The organism is Vibrio sp. 2130-1 (assembly GCF_033339515.1).
The window spans coordinates 251,741-272,185 of sequence record NZ_JAWOUT010000005.1 but is presented as its reverse complement, the minus strand read 5'-3'; the positions used below and the strand labels follow the sequence as shown (position 1 = coordinate 272,185).

Genomic DNA, 20,445 nt, shown 5'->3' with positions numbered 1-20,445 from the left:
CTTGGTACACTCTGTCCCATCGAAATCCATCTGGGGTAAATATGTCTACTCAATCCCATCTTAGTACAAACCAACAATATAGCGCCTTTTCCGTACTGGTCGTCGATGATGAATTAGGCATGCAAGCCATCTTGAAAAAGGCATTGGGTAAGCTTTTTTCACATGTCGATACAGCTGGTAGCATCGAAGAAGCAGAACAACTGCGTAATTCTCGACATTATGATCTGATCTTACTGGATATTAATCTGCCAGGGCGTTCTGGAATTGAGTGGGAAGAAGCGTTTGAAGATGATGACAAACGTGCCGATGTGATTTTTATGACGGGTTATGCGGATTTAGAAATTGCCATTCGAGCGCTACAGCTCGGTGCTTCCGACTTTATCCTCAAACCATTCAACCTTGAGCAGATGTTAAAAGCGGTCAGTCGCTGTATGGATCGCCGTTTGAACGAACGCATGCAGTACGCCATGACACGCGATTACCAACGTCACAATACCTCAGAGATCATCGGCGGCTCAGAAAAAACGCGCCTGCTTAAGCAACTTATTAACCAATTTGCACCATCACGCGCTTCTGTTTTGGTGGAAGGTGAGTCGGGTACGGGTAAAGAGCTAGTTGCACGAGGTATCCACCAGGCGAGTGGGAGAACGGGCCCGTTTGTGCCAATCAACTGCGGCGCGATTGCACCTGAGCTTTTAGAGAGTGAGTTGTTTGGTCATACATCGGGCGCGTTTACCGGTGCAAAAAAATCGCGTGAAGGTTTGTTCCGTGTTGCTAACGGTGGCACCTTATTTCTTGACGAAATCGGGGAGATGCCACTTGCAATGCAGGCATCACTATTACGTGTGTTAGAGCAGCGTACGATTCGCCCTGTCGGTTCAGAAAGAGAGATCAGTATTGATGTCCGTATCGTAGCGGCAACCAACCGAAACCTGCAAGAAGAGGTCAATCAAGGTAATTTCCGCAGTGACCTCTATTACCGTTTAAACGTTCTGAAAATTGAAGTGTGTCCGCTGCGAGAGCGCAAAACCGACTTATTTGAGTTGGTGCCATTTTTCAGCAATATGCTGACGCGCGAGCTCGGTATGCCTGCGCCCAAATGGGCTCACGAGGATATGGAAGCCATGAGTGAGTACGATTGGCCGGGAAACATTCGTGAGCTGAAAAACTTGATTGAGCGTTGTATCTTGCTTGGCAAACCACCTGCACACTATTGGCGAGAGCTGAATGGCGGGCATTCACTGCCTAATGTATCGATTACTGTTTCTCACTCTGCTGAGTTACCAACCTTTAGAGAAGGCAAAGAATTTACTGGCGAAGGCTATCCAAACAGCTGGACGTTAAAAGAAGTCGAGAAGGCACATATTAAACAAGTCGTTAACTTGCATGAAGGTAATAAGTCTGCTGCTGCTCGTGACTTGGGCGTAGCTCGCAAGACCTTAGAACGTAAGTACAAAGAATGGGATTCTGAGGGTGAGGAATATGCCGACTAACGGCCCACAGCACAAAGGATTGTCAAAATGGACGCACCGTTTTAAAACCATGGTGCGTTATCGCTTGTTATTCTTAACCTCTGCGCCGATTTTCCTCACATTGTTAGCTCTGATCGGCATTACCATTTATTGGTCTATTCATTACACGTGGCAAAATGCGCTGCTTGATGTCTCGGAACGTCTTGGTGTTGCAAATAACAGTGTAACGTTGTTACAGCAAAAGCAAGCCAATTACGTGCGGGCGTTTGCCGATTCGTACGATTTCCGTATTCGTATTAATCAAGGAACGCCACAAGGTGACCTGCAAAAGTGGGTCACAGAGCAGAAGAAAAGATATGCTTTAGATTTTCTCTCTTTCCAACGCGTTAATTCCATGGAAAACAAATTCCGCTTTATGGATCTCACCAAGCGCGAATCGTTTTTTGATGTGCTCAATAAAGAAGAACTCGAACGCCTCGATCCTGAACTCGCCAAACGAGCAGAAGTGCCTATTCTTGCTGATGGTGACAGGGAGGTGCGTGGGTTAGTCAGTCGGACCGTGATTCCGGTATACAGCCAAGCGAACGATTTGATCGGCTTTCTTGATGGTGGTTTGCTCCTTAACAACAGCACAGTGCTGGTGGATCAAATCCGCGACCTCATTTACTTAAGTGATAATGACCGCCTTCGCCCTGTGGGTACGTTGACGGTATTTCTCGATGATTTGCGTGTGAGCACCAACGTTCCTCTAGACAGCGATCATAGACTAGGGCGCGCCATAGGCACTCGCGTGAGCGCAGAAGTGTATAACCAAGTACTTTCGAAGGGTGAACAGTGGGTTGACCGAGCATATGTGTATGACGCTTGGTATATTACGGCGTATCAACCGATCAAAGACCAATACGACAACGTCATTGGTATGCTTTATACCGGTTACCTAATGTGGCCATTCGTTAAAGCCTACATGACCAACATTGCCGAAATCAGCTTGATTACGGTTATGTTATTGCTGGTTTCCGGCGTGATGGTATATCGCGGTTCTTATGATCTGTTTCGACCGATCGAACGCATTCACAAAGTGGTGAAGCAGGTCCAACAAGGTAAAGAAAAACGGATTGGTCCGTTAGGATTAGATGCCGATCATGAACTTGCGCAGTTAGCCAGACAGTTTGATGATATGTTAGACGCGCTAGAAGAGCGCAAAATTGAACTGAAAAACTCCGCAGCTCAACTTGAATGCAAAGTTCAAGAGCGTACGGCAAGCCTGAGAGAAAAAACCCAAGATCTTGAACTGCATATTCAATTGCTCAACCAAACCCGCGACAAACTCGTTGTTCATGAAAAACTGGCAGCACTGGGAGAACTCACCGCGGGGATTGCTCACGAAATTAATAACCCAACCGCCGTGATTCTTGGCAACGTAGAATTGATCCATTTTGAATTGGGTGACGATGCAAGTCGAGTACAAGAAGAAATTGATGCGATTCACGCGCAAATTGATCGTATCCGCAATATCACACGCAGTTTATTGCAATACAGTCGCCAAGGCGGTGTTCAAGATGAAATCACTTGGCAACATGTCAATCCTATCATTGATGAAAGCATCACCTTGGTTAAAACTGGCACCAAGAAACGCGACGTCGAGTTTGTGACTGATCTACAAGCACATACGTCAGTTGAGATAAACCGCCATCATTTGCTACAAATCTTAGTTAACCTGCAAATGAACGCCATTCACGCAATGAGCGGTAAAGGAACATTAACAGTAGTCAGTGAAGACTGGATTGAAGAGGGCGAAGTGAAAGGAGCCGCGATTCATGTTATCGATGAGGGCTGCGGTATTAAACCAGAAAACTTGAGTCGAATCTTCTCGCCATTTTACACAACGAAACGAGAAGGCACAGGGTTAGGGCTATCGGTCTCCCAAAGTATTCTCAGCCAAACGGGTGGTGAGTTAAAAGCAGAGTCTGAATGGGGAAAAGGCAGTAAATTCAGTATTTATTTACCTAAAAAAGCCGAACTGATCCTAGAGGTGACGAACATCGCTTAGTCACTTTTTTGAAGTATTAATGGAAAAAGAGCCACTGACGATAGTGGCTCTTTTTTGTATTTGATGAAGCATTTATGTTTACGCTTTTGCTTCTTAGAAACCTTACAATGATTTCACTTGGAGTGAATTAATAAAAACAACACTTGCAGTATGTAGCATGAACAAGTACCGTTGCCCGGTTTTTCTAAATACACCCCAATTGCTAAGGTAAAGGTTTTGATCTCCACAGCGAATATTACTCAACAATTCGGCGCTAAGCCGCTATTCGAAAACATTTCAGTTAAGTTCGGCGAAGGCAATCGCTATGGCTTAATTGGAGCTAACGGTTGTGGTAAATCAACCTTTATGAAGATCCTCAGCGGCGAGCTTGAGCAAACCAGTGGTAACGTAAGCTACGATCCAAACGAGCGCGTTGCAAAACTGAACCAGGACCAGTTCGCTTACGAAGAATTTACTGTAATCGATACCGTTATCATGGGTCATAAAGAGCTATGGGAAGTGAAGAAAGAGCGTGACCGCATCTACTCACTTGCTGAAATGAGCGAAGAAGACGGCATGAAAGTGGCTGACTTAGAAGTTCAGTTTGCTGAAATGGACGGCTACATGGCAGAAGCCAAAGCGGGCGAGCTTCTTCTTGCTGTAGGTATCCCAATGGAGCAACACTTCGGTCTAATGAGTGAAGTAGCACCAGGCTGGAAACTTCGTGTGCTTCTAGCGCAGGTTCTATTCGCAGACCCAGATGTGATGCTTCTTGACGAACCTACCAACAACTTGGACATGGACACAATCCGTTGGTTGGAAGACACGCTAAACGCGCGTAACTGCACAATGATCATCATTTCGCACGACCGTCACTTCCTAAACTCAGTATGTACACACATGGCTGACTTGGACTACGGTGAACTACGTGTTTACCCAGGTAACTACGACGAGTACATGACGGCGGCTTCTCAAGCTCGCGAACGTCTACTAAACGACAACGCTAAGAAGAAAGCACAAATCGCTGAGCTACAAACTTTCGTTGCGCGTTTCTCTGCAAACGCATCGAAAGCAAAACAAGCGACATCTCGTGCTAAGCAAATCGACAAGATCAAATTGGACGAAGTGAAAGCGTCTAGTCGTCAAAACCCATTCATTCGTTTTGAACAGTCTAAAGAGCTGTTCCGTAACGCTCTGATTGTAGAAAACCTGAGCCAAGGTTTTGAAGAGGACTTGTTCTCAGACTTCAATGCAATTTTTGAAGTGGGAGAGCGCGTTGCGATCATCGGTGAAAATGGTGTGGGTAAAACAACACTTCTAAACACGCTTGCTGGTGTACTTGAACCGCGTGCTGGTGAGTTCAAATGGTCTGAAAATGCAAACATCGGTTACTACGCGCAAGACCACGCGCATGACTTTGCAGAAGATATGAATCTAACGGATTGGATGGGTCAATGGCGTCAAGAAGGTGATGACGAGCAAGTCGTTCGTGGTTTCCTTGGTCGTATGCTGTTTGGTCAAGATGACATTAAGAAGTCAGTAAAAGTACTGTCTGGTGGTGAGCAAGGTCGTATGCTGCTTGGTAAGCTAATGATGCACAAGCCAAACATGCTGCTAATGGACGAACCAACCAACCACATGGACATGGAATCAATTGAATCTTTGAACACCGCGCTTGAGCAATACAAAGGCACGTTGTTCTTCGTCTCTCACGACCGTGTATTCGTAGACTCGTTAGCAACGCGTATTATCGAAATCCGCGATGGTAAAATCACAGACTTTAAAGGCACTTACTCTGAGTTCCTAAAATCTCGTGGCGTTGACGCGTAATTACTCGCAAAGCGTTTAAAAAGCAAAAGCCTCGCTATTTAGCGAGGCTTTTTTGATATTTGGCCTTAATCCTTAAACTGACCGGTTATATACGCATAGAGCCCGACCACGCCAAAGGTAATAATCATAGAAAGCATGATACCGCTGGGCGTAAGCAGAAAATTCCACAATTGGTCATTATTCATAGTCCACATCCTCTGTGAATCCGCATTATTGGTTTTAGTTTACACTGAAAAGGTGTTATTGGTTGCCTTTTACATCAAATTCAACCTTGTCGGCTCCTGTAAACACTTGGAAGCGCAAACCTTTCGCACGCGCAATGGTCGTAATACCAAATTGCTTCGCTAGATCTAACCCCATTTGAGTAACGCCAGAGCGAGAAAGCAGAACAGGAATGCCCATTTGAGCCACTTTAATCACCATCTCTGATGTAAGGCGACCAGTTGTGTAGAAAATTTTATCTTCACCTGTTTCTTCTTTGAGCCACATCTCACCTGCAAGTGTATCCACTGCGTTGTGACGGCCGACATCTTCCACAAATGACAACACTTCATTACCTTTGCAAACCGCACAGCCGTGTACTGCGCCCGCTTTTTTGTAGGTGTCGTTGTAATGAGTTAACGCTTCCAGCGCAGAATAAATTTCTGACTGCTTAAGAGAAACTTGAGGCACTTGATAATTTTCAAGCTGCTTCATCACGTTGCCATACATGGTGCCTTGGCCACAACCTGAGGTGACGGTTTTCTTTTTCAGGGCGCCTTCTAAGTGTTCAGTGTTTTCTTTAGTAATCACCGCTGCGGAATGCGTTTCCCAGTCAATAATAACGGATTCAATCGCGGCTGGATCGGACAGGAAGCTTTGGTTTTTTAAATAACCCAGTACTAGTGCTTCTGGACGCGAACCTAGCGTCATGAGCGTGACCACTTCTTTCCAGTTCAGCATGACCGTAAGAGGACGCTCGCAAGCGATTTGCTTCGTGAGCTTTTCGCCGTACTCGTCGTACACATCGACTTCAATGGTTTGCAGGGGATTTTCACTGGTTTTAATAATATTTGGTTTCAGCACAGTCGTGTCCTAGTGATTAAGAGCGTTAGGTTGCTACGCATTTTAGCTTGTTAAGTGGCTAGCAAATCTCATTCCAAAATAGCGGTTCCCACAGAAATTGCGAGGTTTTATGTCAACAATGCATTAAAACTGCGAGTTCGCAGTAATGACACATCAATACATTTGAGTTTCGTCTAGTTTGGTACTTATAGCCTGAGGGAGTATATAGACTAAGTTATATCAGCTTGGCGCGTTTATTGCTTCGAAGACAATAAAAATGGTCGAAAACGGGGGCAAAATCTCTTGTGTGTTTTCAGGCCAAAAATAGAAAGACTGGGTGAGTTATGTCGGATAAGAAAGATTTCGAAAAAAATTACGAAAAGACTGAGGATACATGGCCAATCGGCGTAGAGCTTGTTGAGCATGAGATCAGTACAGGGATTTGGGTGACAACCCAATGGCAGTTGACAGGATTTGCGCTGAATCCGACGGAAGAGACTCCAGATGTTTGTCCGTTGCAATTACATAAAGATGAACGTACAGACTACCGCTTTAACTTAAGCTCTCAGCAACCTAAACTCTTTTTAGTGATGGATAACGTCGAGTCTGGTGAAAAACCAGCGATACAGTTACTGACGGCTTCACAATCTGTTGCGGCGCAATATATGGATGGTGATAACCTTGTACTATCTAACGATATGCCGTTAGCCGTTCAGGCTTGGATGGAAGCCTTTATTGGTCGTCACGGTGAGTTGTTAGAAGTAAGACGCAAGAAACGCAAAGGAGCAGGCAGAGCAAATGGCAACTAGTTTTTTAAGCCGTTGGTCGAAACGTAAACTAGAAGAATCTTCCCAACATGCTGAAGAGATCACGCCGATAGCAGAGACGGAGCAATCCGAAGATAGTGTCACAGCGCTTTCAAACGCTGACGAAAGCTTAGATGCTTTGAACGTCAATGAGGATAGTCAGGCTCCAGACATTACCGCGAGTGTAGAGACTGAAAAAACCGAAGAAATGTCTGTGGCGCAACTGCTGGTTTCTGAAGCTTCAGAAAGTGTTAAGAAAGCCGCGCTGCGCAAAATGTTCTTGTCCGAAGAATTTAACGTGCGTGACGGCCTAGACGATTACGATGATGATTACAGTAACTTAAAGTCACTTTCTCAAGACGTCGCTGAGACGCTGCGTGATTGGGTTAAAGACAAAGTGGAAGACGAACCAGGCGCCGAAACTGCGCAAGGGTCTGAGCTTAACGCTAACGATATCGCATCTGAGGTAGTTGAAGACGCAGAGTCAAACACCGACAAAAGTGGCCAAATTACTCAAGATGAAAGTGAGCTGTATATAAACACAGTATCTAGTGAAAGTGATACTTTTGCTGAAGAATCACAGCCTAACGAGGTGAGACAAAATATACCACACAAAGAATAGGTACATTTTGACTAAACACTCAATGAGCCGGCTGAGACAAAATGTCTCAACCGGTTTTTTTATCCCTACTATTTGTCAGTAAAGTTTATAACCTATTGATTTTTAGTTGATATTTTATTGGCATGACACTTGCTATCTGTTGCTCAATACCAATCTGGTTGAAGTTAGTACGGACGCACTGCGTAGTATTCATCGCCTGTAGACGGCGGAATAAGAATGCTCATTGATAAGTTAATCAGCAGAATCTCCGGCGCTAACTACACTAAGAGATGGAAAAGACTATCCATGTTCATAAATGGAATTGAGCAATGCTGAAACAATTATTAGAACAAGCAACTTCCAATAACGGTAAAGCGAGGCTGTACGCTTTCGAAAATACCGTAGAGTTGACCAATCTTATTCCACCAACCGTAAGCTATGAAAGCGGCGGTAACACTTTGATTGTGGGCCCAACGGCAATCATCGAAAGTGCGGCAGTACAATTGTCGCAAATGAACAGCCTAACGCTGCTTTCTACCGATGGCGAAAAGGGCACAAATCCCGAGCTTTATTACGCCAATTCGGTTCAGGTTTCAGGGTTCTTAGGTACGTTTGAAGTTCTGATTGAAAATCATGGTTCGACCAACAATCTTGCCAAGGTCGCGATCAATAGCGATTGTTTCGATATCGTACTCGATCTTTGCCTTAACAGCTGCATGTCGGAAGAAGTCCCAGTACCGGGCTACTACCCAGTAGGTCGTGGCTATCCGAAACTGGCTGAAGCGTTGGAAGAGATTCCAACCTTAATGGGGACGTTCGATAAACCGAAATTCTTCCGTTTAGATACCGATTTATGTGCACACAGCTCTCGTGGCGTAAAAGGTTGCGAACGGTGTGTGGATGCTTGTCCGGCAGGGGCACTATCGAGTGAAGGCAGCGACAGAACGGGCCATCGCATCGAGATCAATCCATACCTATGTCAAGGCGTGGGTACTTGTGCTACAGCGTGTCCGACAGAAGCGATTCATTACGCACTGCCAAACCCTGAAGATACGCAAAAGTTTATTGAACGTACGCTAGCTAACTATGAGCAAGCGGGTGGTTTAGATCCTATCGTATTGATTTGTAGTTCTCGCCACGAGAGCTACAACGTGATGGCACTAAAAGCACTGCCAGATAATGTGATTCCAATTGTGGTGGAAGAACTGCCTTCGGTTGGTATTGATACTTGGTTCGCCGCGCTTGTGAATGGTGCTACTCAGGTGCTGTTTGCGGCTTCACGTTTTATGCCTCAAACCATTATTCGTGTGCTTAATAGCGAAGTAGGTATTGCTCAAGAGCTGCTCGGTCAGCTTGGTATCGCCAAAGAAACCATCGACATTCTGTATCTAGAGTCACTACGTGAAGGTGCTCCGACACTTTGTACCGAGTCTTTTGATTTGGCATTAGGTGATTTGCAAGGTAACAAACGTCAGCGTCTATTTACGGCGCTTGATGCGATGTCGTCTTCTCGTATTCCAGTTGAGAATATTGTTGAACTGCCAGCAAACGCACCTTACGGCACTGTTTCTTGTGAGAGCAAAGATTGTACGTTGTGTATGAGCTGTGTGGCAGTTTGTCCTACACGTGCACTTCATACCGATGGTCAATCTCCGTCGCTTAAATTCGTCGAGCAAGACTGCATTCAATGTGGGCTGTGCGAGAAAGCGTGTCCAGAGAAAGTGCTGACGCTTACTCCTCGTATGAACTGGGTGAAAGAAGAACGCCAGAAAGCGGTTGTGATTCATGCAGAAAAGGCAGCCGAGTGCATTCGTTGTCACAAGCCCTTTGCTCCGCAATCGATGATCGACATGCTACAAAACAAGTTACGCGGTCACTCTCATTTCTCTGATGAAGCGGCGATCAATCGTATCGCGATGTGTGAAGACTGCCGTGTGATCGACATGTTTGAGTCGATGGCAGAAGACCCAATGAAACAATTGAAATACTAGGAGCTCGCAGTGGACACACAACAAGAACAAACACTGAGAACAGACATTTATCTCGTTCTATCTGCACTGTTTCGTAGTGCGCCTAGTGATGAAATGCTGGCGTTCCTGAAATCGCTAGAAATTGAGCCGTCTGAGAGCGCGATGCAAAAAGCTTGGCTCGCACTGCAACAAGCCGCGAACGAAGCGCAGCGAGAAGCGTTAGAAGAAGAATATCAAGATCTGTTTATTGGCATTGGACGTGGTGAAGTTGTGCCATTCGGATCTTGGCATCGCACTGGCTCGATGATGGAAAAACCGTTAGCGGAAATTCGTCGCGATTTGGATCTTTTAGGCATCGAACGAGAAGAGAACGTGAAAGAGCCTGAAGACCATATTTCTGCACTGTGCGAAGTGATGGCAATGCTGACAGGTGAAGAGGAAGAACTTCAACAAGCGGTGTTTAACAAACACATCGCCCCTTGGTTCCAATCTTTTACGCGCCAACTAGAGAGCGCAGAAAGCGTGAACTTCTACAAGCCAGCTGCACAGCTTTGCGATGCGTTTTTAACGTTAGAGCAAGTGCGCTTTAGCGTGAACACCAAAAGCAGTAAGAACAAATTAAAAATTGATGTGAAAAACGTCACTGATTACGAGTAATCGAGCAGTACTTGGTCATATCGATAGAGAGGCATGAGTCTCCAAAGATCTACCGTAAGGTAAGGAAGCAATGATGAAAGATAATAAAGAAATAAACACAAGCCGTAGGGATCTCCTAAAAGGCTTCACAACCGCTGCCGTTGCCGGTGCTGTTGTTGCGGGAACCACGAAAGTGGCCGTTGCTTCAGAAACGGTTGAGCCTTCTGAAAACGATGTGAAGAAGAAAGGGTATCGTGAAACTCAACACATTCGCGATTACTACGACACACTTTAGGAGATAACGGATGAAACTTGTCAAACGCTCCGACAGTGTGAGCAAAGAAACGAACCAGCTTGGCGTATCTCGTCGTGCATTCATGAAAAACACTTCGCTTGCCGCTGGTGGCGCAGTGGTTGGTGCTAGTCTATTCGCACCGGGAATGATGAAAAAAGCGCAAGCAAAATCAGTCGATCCAGAAGCGAAAACAGAAGTAAAACGTACTATCTGTTCTCACTGTTCAGTGGGTTGTGGTATTTACGCAGAAGTTCAAAATGGTGTTTGGACGGGTCAAGAGCCTGCATTCGACCACCCATTTAACGCCGGTGGTCACTGTGCAAAAGGCGCAGCACTGCGTGAACATGGTCACGGTGAGCGCCGTCTTAAATACCCAATGAAGCTTGAAAACGGTAAGTGGAAAAAGCTTTCTTGGGATCAAGCGATCGAAGAAATCGGTAACAAGGTGATGGGCATCCGCAAAGAGTCTGGGCCTGATTCGGTTTACTTCTTGGGAAGCGCAAAGCACAGCAACGAACAAGCGTATTTGTTCCGCAAAATGGCATCACTTTGGGGTACGAACAACGTTGACCACCAAGCGCGTATTTGTCACTCAACAACCGTGGCGGGTGTAGCGAACACTTGGGGTTACGGTGCGATGACCAACTCTTTCAATGACATGCACAACTGTAAGTCGATGCTGTTCATTGGTTCAAACCCAGCTGAAGCACATCCAGTAGCGATGCAGCACATTCTGATCGCGAAAGAGAAGAACAACTGTAAGATCGTCGTAGCGGATCCGCGTCGTACACGTACGGCAGCAAAATCGGATCACTATGTCTCACTTCGTCCTGGTTCTGACGTAGCATTTATTTGGGGTGTGTTGTGGCACATCTTCGAAAACCAATGGGAAGATAAAGAGTTCATCCGTCAACGTGTATTCGGTATGGATGAAATCCGTGCTGAAGTGGAGAAATGGACGCCAGCAGAAGTTGAGCGCGTAACAGGCGTAAGCGAAGAAGACGTTTACCAAACAGCAAAACTGCTTTCTGAAAATCGCCCAGGCTGCATTGTTTGGTGTATGGGTGGTACTCAGCATACTACTGGTAACAACAACACACGTGCTTACTGTGTGCTTGAGCTAGCGCTTGGTAACATTGGTAAATCAGGCGGCGGCGCAAACATCTTCCGTGGTCACGATAACGTACAAGGCGCAACCGACCTTGGCGTACTTTCTGACACGCTACCTGGCTACTACGGCCTTTCTGAAGGCGCTTGGCGTCATTGGTCAAAAGTGTGGGAAATCGATTACGAATGGATCAAAGGTCGTTTCGATGACAATGCTTACAGCGGTCAGAAACCAATGCACAGTGCAGGTATCCCAGTATCTCGTTGGGTAGATGGTGTACTGGAAAACAAAGACAACATTCGTCAACGCGAAAACATCCGTGCAATGTTCTACTGGGGACACGCAGTGAACTCTCAAACACGTGGTGTTGAGATGAAAAAAGCGATGCAGAAGTTGGACATGATGGTGATTGTGGACCCTTACCCAACGGTTGCTGCGGTAATGAACGACCGTACCGACGGCGTTTACCTGCTTCCTGCAACAACACAGTTTGAAACACACGGCAGTGTTACCGCTTCTAACCGCTCTCTACAATGGCGTGATCAGGTGATTGAACCTTTGTTTGAATCAAAACCAGACCACGAAATCATGTACCTGCTTTCGAAGAAACTGGGCTATTCCGATCTTCTGTTCAAAAACATCCGTGTTGAAAACAACCAGCCGGTGATTGAAGACCTGACGCGTGAATTCAACAAAGGCATGTGGACGATTGGTTACACAGGCCAAAGCCCAGAGCGTTTGAAAGCGCACCAACAAAACTGGCATACGTTCCACAAAACCACATTGGAAGCGGAAGGTGGCCCTGTCAACGGTGAAACCTACGGTCTACCTTGGCCATGTTGGGGTACACCGGAAATGAAACACCCAGGCACGCACATTCTGTACGATACGTCTAAGACGGTTGCAGAAGGTGGCGGTAACTTCCGTACGCGCTTTGGTGTGGAATTTGAAGGCAAGAGCCTACTTGCTGAAGACAGCTATTCGAAGGGCTGTGAAATCAAAGACGGTTACCCAGAGTTCACTGACAAGTTGTTGAAACAACTTGGTTGGTGGGACGATCTAACTGCTGAAGAGAAAGTGGCAGCAGAGGGTAAAAACTGGAAAACAGATCTGTCTGGCGGTATTCAGCGTGTCGCGATCAAGCACGGTTGTATTCCATTTGGTAACGCGAAAGCGCGTGCGATTGTTTGGACGTTCCCAGACCGTGTGCCACTGCATCGTGAACCACTTTACACACCACGTCGTGACCTTGTAACGGATTACCCAACTTGGGAAGACAAAGATGCAATCTTCCGTGTACCTACGTTGTATAAATCCATTCAAGAGCAGGACAAATCGGGCGAGTACCCAATCGTTCTGACTTCTGGCCGTCTGGTTGAATACGAAGGTGGTGGTGAAGAGACGCGTTCAAACCCTTGGCTTGCCGAGCTTCAACAAGAAATGTTTGTTGAAGTGAACCCGAAAGACGCGAACGATCTTGGCTTTAGAGATGGTGATGATGTTTGGGTTGAAGGTGCAGAGAAGGGAAGAATCAAGGTGAAAGCGATGGTAACACGTCGTGTGAAACCTGGCTTGGCGTTCATTCCGTTCCACTTTGGCGGTAAGTTCGAAGGTGGAGACCTACGTCCTAAATACCCAGAAGGTACACAGCCTTACGTTGTTGGCGAATCGGCTAACACGGCTACCACTTACGGTTACGACCCGGTTACCTTGATGCAGGAAACCAAAGTAACCCTATGTAACATTCGTAAAGCGTAAGGAGTCTGACAATGGCACGAATGAAATTTCTATGTGACACCAAACGCTGTATCGAGTGTAACGGCTGTGTTACTGCATGTAAGAACGAAAACGACGATGCGCTTGAATGGGGAATTCAACGTCGCCGCGTGGTAACACTAAACGACGGTGAAGCTGGTGAAAACTCTATCTCTGTTGCTTGTATGCACTGTACCGATGCGCCTTGTATGGCAGTTTGTCCAGCTGATTGTTTCGAACATACCGAAGACGGCATCGTTCTTCACAATAAAGATCTGTGTATCGGTTGTGGTTACTGTTTGTTTGCTTGTCCGTTTGGCGCGCCTCAGTTCCCTAAACAAGAGGCATTTGGTGAACGTGGCAAAATGGATAAATGTACTTTCTGCGCGGGCGGCCCAGAAACAGAGCCTGGCTCTGAGGAAGAACGTCAAAAATACGGTGCGAACCGTATCGCAGAAGGCAAGTTACCGATGTGTGCATCGCTTTGTTCAACCAAAGCGCTGCTTGCGGGTGACGCAGAGAAAGTCTCTGACATTTTCCGTCAACGTGTGGTAGAACGCGGCGCGAAAAACGCAGGTTGGACAGACGGAAACGATCTTTCTTACGATGCGACGAAAAGCTAAGTAAGGAGAGGCACATGTTAAACACGCTTAAACGTGCATCTCTAGCAATGCTGTCAATGATGACGGCATTGCTGCTGACTTTTGCAATGCCTGCTTCAGCAGAGGAACAATCTTCTAAAGTTATTCAACAGGAGATCACGCAACTCGCCGGGGCAGACTATTGGCGCGAAGTCAGAGAGGGGCAAGAAGGCTACACCACGTCTCAATCGCCAGAACATGGCGTATTGATCAGTAAACCCGGTGAGACTTGGTACATTCTAAAAGAGAAATGGATGTCTCCTGCTGGTGCTGTCGCGATTTTCGGCAGTATCGCGATGGTTATCATGGCTTACGTATTTGTTGGCCCTTTGATGCTAAGTAAGCCTCGTACAGGCAAAAAGATGAAGCGTTGGTCTCGTTTAGACCGCGCGCTTCACTGGAGTATGGCGTTTACATTCTTAACGTTGGCATTCAGTGGTTTGATGCTGGTTTACGGTAAGCACTTCTTAAAACCGTACGTTCCTACTGAGTTCTGGGGCTTTATCGTCATGTTGGCGAAGCAGTACCACAATTACATGGGACCATTGTTCTTCATTTTACTGATGCTCGTGCTCTTTAAATGGTGGCGCAAGTCGATTCCAAACATGACAGATGTTCGTTGGTTTATGAAAATGGGCGGCATGGTTGGTAAACACAAAGGCACACATCCGTCAGCTGGTTTCTCAAACGGTGGTGAGAAGGCAATCTATTGGTTGTTAATCTTCTTTGGTGCTATCGCGGCAGTGAGTGGCTTAGTTCTGGACTTTCCTATCTTTGGCCAAACTCGCCGTGACATGGAGCTTTCTAACTTAGTTCATGCGATTTCGGCGCTGATTCTAATCTGTGGCTTTATCTTCCACATCTATATTGGTCTATTCGGTATGGAAGGTGCGCTAGAAGGCATGGTGACAGGTGAAGTTGATGAAACATGGGCGAAAGAGCATCACGATCTTTGGTATGAGGAAGTGAAGTCCAAAGAAGCGATGGGTGAAACAGATACGGCACAAACGGAAGTAAAAGGAGCGAAAGCGAATGAACAAACCTCATAACGGGATTTGGGTTGCGTACATCCTGAGCTGTCTGACCCCGTTTACGTTTCTGATCTCAGGCGTTATCGCAATTATCTATGCGGGTTACCGATTAGATAAGGGAGAAGACAGCGACGTAGTGATTTCTCATTACTACGGTTTAATTCGCACCTTCTTTCTCTACCTGACGTTTTTTGTTGTGTTGATCGTCACCGTCGCGACTTCTAACGGTGTACTCGTTGGCGTGAGTGATTATTGGTTGCATAGTACTTTGCTTGAAACCATCGCTTACTTTATTCCTTGGGTAGGGATGGTGTTTGCTGCATTAGCCATCTTGGTGTGGTTTATGCGAATGTTTCAAGGGATGCAGCAACTGCTCAATAACCAACCACACAGACCATCGACAGGTCCAAACCTTTAATCAGTATTCTTTAAGCAAAACCGCCGTAATAGGCGGTTTTTTTGTTGCTGTTTTGTCTCAAATATGAAGCGTTGAGTCGCAGTGGTGATACTTGATGCAACTTATTGAGTGAATTTACGTAACTGGGCAGAAAATCATAGTTAAGTAAGAAACATGTAAAAAAATCGCGTCACGATGAGACATTAGTCTCACTCACGCTATTGTTCATTTACTCAGGATTCATCGTCCCGTTAAAGTACGCTGCGCTCAGAAATTCAAAGAGTTGCATACGTGAAAATTGCCATCAATACATTCAGTCTACGCATACAGAGGAATCTCTATCGGAGGATGTTTGATTAAGGCATCTTGCTCTCACAAATAAAAAGAGCGAAACGAGCATTAAATGATGCGGCAAGGTAAGAAAAGGACAAACACGTTACGGCTATGATCCCTCAATTCGTCATTCCTATCACGAATCGCTTTGGCGAAAGTTATCACTTCTCTGGTCAGTTACTTACTAGCGGCGAACCTAAAACATTCGTGACCAAACAAGAGGCAATAGAGTTTCTTGAGAGCTTTGGTGAGCTTGACCTTCGCTCTGTCGAGGACTTGTTCTATACGATTGGTCAATTCAAGCCAAACATACCTGACGGTGAGCTTACTTCCCAACACTATAATTCAACGTTTGCCAATGCTTTGGTGAACGGTGACTTGCATGTCGCTCGAATTGTACCTACCGGCGAAAACTACGCACTCTCGTCAGCGGTTACGCCTCCACCGACTCAAAATACCGTCAATGCAAAACCATCGAAGGGAAAGGGGAAGTCGAATAAAAAGAGTGGCAGAAGTGCCGCATCCGACAAGCCTCAGCAACAAAGCAGCGAAAAACATGAGAAAGCCTGTGATCCTGTATCACTTGTGACGGGTGAAGAAATTCTCGAACTCTATGATATCGAGCTACAACAAGGTACTACTTGGCAGCGTACTTACCGCTCTTCGCAGTCGGATGTAAATCATGGAATGGGCTTTGGTTGGCGACATGCATTTCAGTTTGAATTACGCGAAAAGACGAACGAGAAAGACAATGTTATCGCTTGGGAGTTTGTTGACGATAAGGCCGATATCACAGAATTTGAGCCAGTAGATATTGGAGCAACAAGTTATCAAATATACGCTGGTGCGAGCTGTTATTTCCTGAGCTCAACAACTCGGATTGTAACGCTCGCTAATGGGCATCAATATCGGTTTGAGCAAAAAGATGATCGCTGGCTTGTTAAACAAGTTAGAAATGGCACGTTTTCAACGTTTCAATTGCAGTATTCTCGAAACCATCGATTGATCGAGATCGCATATAACAAGCGTCCGGTTCTTGAATGTCAATATGATAAGCAAGGACGGCTTGTAGAACTGCTTAATGCAAAGTCCCAAAAAGTTCTGGCAACTTATACCTATGATGAGCACGATGATTTGGTCAGTGCAACTAATCATTTAGGCTTAAAGGAACAGTATCAATACCGCGGCCATTTAATTGTTAAGCGTGTACGACCAACTGGCTTTACTCATTATTTTGAATGGGATGGCGAAGGTGCTAACGCGAAATGCATCAGGAACGTTGGGGACGCAGGAATTTATGACTATCGCTTCCATTATCAGGGAAATCATTCTTCTTATTCTGACTCGTTAGATCATCAATGGTCTTTCTTGCATGACGAGCAGGGTAACTTACTCGAGAAAATAAGCCCCACAGGTAAAACTTGGCGATGGCAATATGATGAATTAGGACGAAAAGCACAAGCTATCTATCCTGATCAGTCAACGGTCAATTATCAATATAATCAGCATGGTCAATTAGTCTCTAAGTTTCATTCCTCTGGAAAAGAAATTCAATATGGTTATGACGGCTTAGGTAAGTTAGTTAAAACGGTTTCACCTGATGGGGATATCGAGAAGGCTTACTACAATAGCCTCGGTCAAAGAGTTTGGGATACCGATCAGTTCGGCTGTGTCACGGAATATGATTACGATAAACACGGTCAAGTCGTCAAAAAAGAGTCTGAAGATGGTAAGAAAAGTCAATGGTGGTGGGATGAACAACAAAGACTTATCGCGAATGAAATAGACGGTACATTACTTCGTTACAGCTACAACGAAGAAGATCTGGTGAATGGCGTTGCTTATCCCGATGGGTGTATTGCTCAACTCGCTTATGATCAATTTGGCAGGCGTACATCAGTTCGTTATTTTAACGACGAAGACAAAGTCGGTTATAGCGAAGAATATTCTTACGATGAGCACAGCCGTGTTGCTCAGATTCGAACGCCAGCAGGCATTACCTCATATCAATGGGGAGCACTCGCGCAACAAGAAGCAGTCATCTTTCCCGATGGCAGCCATATTTCTTACGAATACGATCAACAACGTAACCTGACTAAATTAGTTCGGAGTGACGGCTTAGAGTTCGAATTCCTGTATGACGATGAAGGCCAGCTGTCAGGAACTGTCGGGTTTGATAATCTACAAAGCCAATTTGATTATGACGATATGGGGCGGATCCATCGTAAGCAAGTCGCCGATAGGACGGTGCTGTATCGCTATGACGCTGCGGGTTATCTCAAGCACGTCAAAGCAGGAAATGGTAGCAGTATTGTAGAGAACCACTTCAATTATACGCTTGGTGGGCGACTTACTTTCGCATCCAATCGCCATCAAACATTGCAATACCAATACTCTTCATTCGGGCATTTAACAAAGCGCATTCAAGGTCAGTTTGAGATAGCGCAGGAGTTTAACAGAGTTGGCCAACGCGTATCTCAGGTACTGCCAGATAATACGGAGCTGAACTTCTCTTACGATCGATATGGGCGTTTTTCAGCGATTCGGTTTGGAAACCTAGATTTACCTCAAATCAAATTTCATTACGATGAAATGGGACGAGTTTCCCAAATTGAAACGGCACATTTTAATGAGCGCATCATTTATGATGGTGTTGGTCGTTTGGTCGAACAACATTGGCCTGATAGAGAGAAAAAGTACGTTTACAATGCGCAAAACCGTATTTCATCAATCATTGATAATACGGCAGGAGCAACACACTATCAGTACGATGCCTTAGGGCAACTGAAACGAGTCAATGCTTCCGGAGAAGTGACTAAGTTTGAATACGATAGTTTTGGCAATCCTACTTTGCCATCTTCAGAGGTATTCGCTGATCGTATTGAAGTGCACGATAATGTCCGGTTCAAATATGACGCGCAAGGAAATCAGACAAAACGTGAGGGGCAAGGACACGTTCAGACTCGCGTATTTGATGCGTTAAATCAGCTCATTGAAGTTCACACCGACGATGGCATCAGTCAATATGAATATGATGCTCTAGGGCGCAGAACGAAGAAAATTACACAACAAGGCGTTACAGAGTTCTTGTGGGAAGGTGAACGTTTAATTGGTGAACGCTCTTCAGGTGCTTTCCGCTGGTACCTATATCAACCCGAAACCTACACGCCAGTGGCACTGCTAGAAAATGACGTTATTTATTGGTACCAGTGCGATCAAGTTGGTAAGCCAGAGCGACTAATCGATTGCGAACGGAATGTTGTATGGAGTGCAAGTTACGATGTTCACGGCTTTGCTCATGTACATATTGAAAAAGTAGTAAATCCATTACGTTTTCAAGGGCAGTATTTCGATCAAGAAACCAACTTACATTACAACCTCGCTCGGTATTACGACCCTAAGCTAGGACGTTTCATCCAACAAGATCCGATATCTATTGCTGGTGGTATTAATCATTACCAATATGCAGTCAACCCAATTCAATGGATTGACCCAACAGGTTTCCTATGTGAAGAAGGGCTAAAACGCTTGGGTCAAATGTTGGCAGAGTATCAGGCGCAAAGCGATGTCCCCCAAGAGGTTTGCGATCAGATTTTAGAGGCAGCAAAAGAATCATCCGTCGGAGAAGATGGCGTTCGCTCGCAAGTCAAAATCCGAAAACCCAATGGTAAAAATCATATTCGATATGAATACGATTTAGACCATATTGATTGCGAAAGAAACGAGATTACTTTTTATCGTCATATCAATCATTCAGATGGCAGCCGACACGAAGTGCAGTATGTTGTTGGGATTGAGGAGTTTGTCAATGCGCATGTTTTTGACTCAGAGAAAGTTGGCGGGGAAGAAGGTTGCACGATCTTTACTGAAGATCTTGTGCTAAATAAAGCAGAGTATAAAGAAAACTCTGAACTCAATACGAGTGATTATGAGCTAACAGAAAGAAACAAAGCAAAAATTGATGAATGCTTGAAAGAGCGTCAAGAGGCAATGGACGCTCGATCTGGCGAAGAGGGATATAACGCTCAAATTGGTAATATTAACCAACAGTCTGCAAAAGTAGGTGAGTTGGCCGCGGATGACTTTGTCCGGAGTAAACGTCCTAATGCTAAGCTGCTTCATCCTAAAGATATTGGAACCTCAATTTCGAAGCCGGGCGACTTTGATATGGTTTACGAGGTGGAAGAGCCACCACCAGGTGAAATTATCATTGTTGAGGCCAAAGGAGGGAGCAGCCCGCTGGGCAGCCGCAAGATTGGAAATATGGCATATCAGCAAGGGACAACGGAATACACTGCAGAAATCACCAACCTAATGTCTGAAAAAAAGGAAGGGACGACTGAAAAAATAACAGCAAGAAAAATTCAACATGCAGCTTCGTTCGGTATACCTATTCGATATATACATACTCAAGCAAACATCCCTGAAGGTGGGAATGTCTCAGATGTAAAAGTAGAAGTGGCAGAATTTAAAATTGATTCCAAAGGACTAAGTTAA

Annotated in this window: 14 protein-coding genes; 13 read left to right on the top strand and 1 reads right to left on the bottom strand. The window is 45.4% G+C overall.

The genetic code is table 11. The annotated features are described in order from the left end of the window. The first annotated feature begins 41 nt into the window (after positions 1–41). The 3 genes from R7Q09_RS09780 (at position 42) to R7Q09_RS09770 (ending at position 5,331) form a co-directional block, all read left to right on the top strand. Positions 42–1,493: a sigma-54-dependent transcriptional regulator gene (locus R7Q09_RS09780; RefSeq protein ID WP_064353911.1), complete on the top strand. Its 1,452-nt coding sequence runs from the start codon at positions 42–44 to the stop codon at positions 1,491–1,493. Continuing rightward, complete coding sequence (locus R7Q09_RS09775; protein WP_017634912.1) at positions 1,483–3,522, top strand: cache domain-containing protein; 2,040 nt, start codon at positions 1,483–1,485, stop codon at positions 3,520–3,522. The genes R7Q09_RS09780 and R7Q09_RS09775 overlap by 11 nt, the downstream gene beginning before the upstream one ends. Positions 3,523–3,738: 216 nt before the next feature. Further along, complete coding sequence (locus tag R7Q09_RS09770) at positions 3,739–5,331, top strand: ABC-F family ATPase (RefSeq protein WP_025766654.1); 1,593 nt, start codon at positions 3,739–3,741, stop codon at positions 5,329–5,331. Between the two features lie 240 nt (positions 5,332–5,571). Here R7Q09_RS09770 and R7Q09_RS09765 read toward each other — a convergent pair whose 3' ends face one another. Next, positions 5,572–6,396 (bottom strand): formate dehydrogenase accessory sulfurtransferase FdhD, encoded by an 825-nt coding sequence (locus R7Q09_RS09765; RefSeq protein ID WP_005377552.1) that lies wholly within the window; start codon positions 6,394–6,396, stop codon positions 5,572–5,574. A 323-nt stretch (positions 6,397–6,719) separates the two neighbouring features. Here R7Q09_RS09765 and R7Q09_RS09760 point away from each other — a divergent pair, with 323 nt between their 5' ends. The 10 genes from R7Q09_RS09760 (at position 6,720) to R7Q09_RS09715 (ending at position 20,445) form a co-directional block, all read left to right on the top strand. Next, positions 6,720–7,184, top strand: coding sequence for a DUF3305 domain-containing protein (locus R7Q09_RS09760; protein WP_005377550.1), 465 nt, complete (start codon positions 6,720–6,722; stop codon positions 7,182–7,184). Next, positions 7,174–7,803, top strand: a complete 630-nt coding sequence (locus R7Q09_RS09755) for a DUF3306 domain-containing protein (RefSeq protein WP_318070740.1) — start codon at positions 7,174–7,176, stop codon at positions 7,801–7,803. The genes R7Q09_RS09760 and R7Q09_RS09755 overlap by 11 nt, the downstream gene beginning before the upstream one ends. 308 nt (positions 7,804–8,111) lie before the next feature. Next, complete coding sequence (locus tag R7Q09_RS09750; RefSeq protein WP_318070741.1) at positions 8,112–9,773, top strand: 4Fe-4S dicluster domain-containing protein; 1,662 nt, start codon at positions 8,112–8,114, stop codon at positions 9,771–9,773. A 9-nt stretch (positions 9,774–9,782) separates the two neighbouring features. Further along, on the top strand, positions 9,783–10,409 hold the full coding sequence (locus R7Q09_RS09745) for a molecular chaperone (RefSeq protein ID WP_017820684.1): 627 nt from the start codon (positions 9,783–9,785) through the stop codon (positions 10,407–10,409). Positions 10,410–10,482: 73 nt separating this feature from the next. Next, positions 10,483–10,683, top strand: a complete 201-nt coding sequence (locus tag R7Q09_RS09740; RefSeq protein ID WP_005377542.1) for a twin-arginine translocation signal domain-containing protein — start codon at positions 10,483–10,485, stop codon at positions 10,681–10,683. Positions 10,684–10,693: 10 nt separating this feature from the next. After that, a complete protein-coding gene (locus R7Q09_RS09735) occupies positions 10,694–13,549 on the top strand; it encodes a formate dehydrogenase subunit alpha (protein ID WP_318070742.1) in 2,856 nt (951 codons plus the stop codon). 11 nt (positions 13,550–13,560) lie between these two features. After that, entirely contained in the window at positions 13,561–14,169 is a 609-nt protein-coding gene (gene fdh3B, locus R7Q09_RS09730; RefSeq protein ID WP_005377536.1) for a formate dehydrogenase FDH3 subunit beta, read from the top strand. A 14-nt stretch (positions 14,170–14,183) separates the two neighbouring features. After that, the gene (locus tag R7Q09_RS09725; protein ID WP_005377534.1) at positions 14,184–15,236 is read left to right on the top strand and encodes a formate dehydrogenase subunit gamma; all 1,053 of its coding nucleotides are present in this window, start codon (positions 14,184–14,186) and stop codon (positions 15,234–15,236) included. Beyond that, a complete protein-coding gene (locus tag R7Q09_RS09720; protein ID WP_005377532.1) occupies positions 15,220–15,636 on the top strand; it encodes a membrane protein in 417 nt (138 codons plus the stop codon). Before R7Q09_RS09725 ends, R7Q09_RS09720 begins: the two co-directional genes overlap by 17 nt. A 423-nt stretch (positions 15,637–16,059) precedes the next feature. Continuing rightward, positions 16,060–20,445 (top strand): RHS repeat-associated core domain-containing protein, encoded by a 4,386-nt coding sequence (locus R7Q09_RS09715; protein ID WP_318070743.1) that lies wholly within the window; start codon positions 16,060–16,062, stop codon positions 20,443–20,445.

Excerpts from the sequence above, each read along its gene's own strand:
- R7Q09_RS09780 (WP_064353911.1), top strand. The coding sequence starts at position 42 with ATGTCTACTCAATCCCATCTTAGTACAAACCAACAATATAGCGCCTTT.
- R7Q09_RS09775 (WP_017634912.1), top strand. The coding sequence starts at position 1,483 with ATGCCGACTAACGGCCCACAGCACAAAGGATTGTCAAAATGGACGCAC.
- R7Q09_RS09760 (WP_005377550.1), top strand. The coding sequence starts at position 6,720 with ATGTCGGATAAGAAAGATTTCGAAAAAAATTACGAAAAGACTGAGGAT.
- R7Q09_RS09755 (WP_318070740.1), top strand. The coding sequence starts at position 7,174 with ATGGCAACTAGTTTTTTAAGCCGTTGGTCGAAACGTAAACTAGAAGAA.
- R7Q09_RS09750 (WP_318070741.1), top strand. The coding sequence starts at position 8,112 with ATGCTGAAACAATTATTAGAACAAGCAACTTCCAATAACGGTAAAGCG.
- R7Q09_RS09740 (WP_005377542.1), top strand. The coding sequence starts at position 10,483 with ATGAAAGATAATAAAGAAATAAACACAAGCCGTAGGGATCTCCTAAAA.
- R7Q09_RS09735 (WP_318070742.1), top strand. The coding sequence starts at position 10,694 with ATGAAACTTGTCAAACGCTCCGACAGTGTGAGCAAAGAAACGAACCAG.
- fdh3B (WP_005377536.1), top strand. The coding sequence starts at position 13,561 with ATGGCACGAATGAAATTTCTATGTGACACCAAACGCTGTATCGAGTGT.
- R7Q09_RS09725 (WP_005377534.1), top strand. The coding sequence starts at position 14,184 with ATGTTAAACACGCTTAAACGTGCATCTCTAGCAATGCTGTCAATGATG.
- R7Q09_RS09720 (WP_005377532.1), top strand. The coding sequence starts at position 15,220 with ATGAACAAACCTCATAACGGGATTTGGGTTGCGTACATCCTGAGCTGT.
- R7Q09_RS09715 (WP_318070743.1), top strand. The coding sequence starts at position 16,060 with ATGATCCCTCAATTCGTCATTCCTATCACGAATCGCTTTGGCGAAAGT.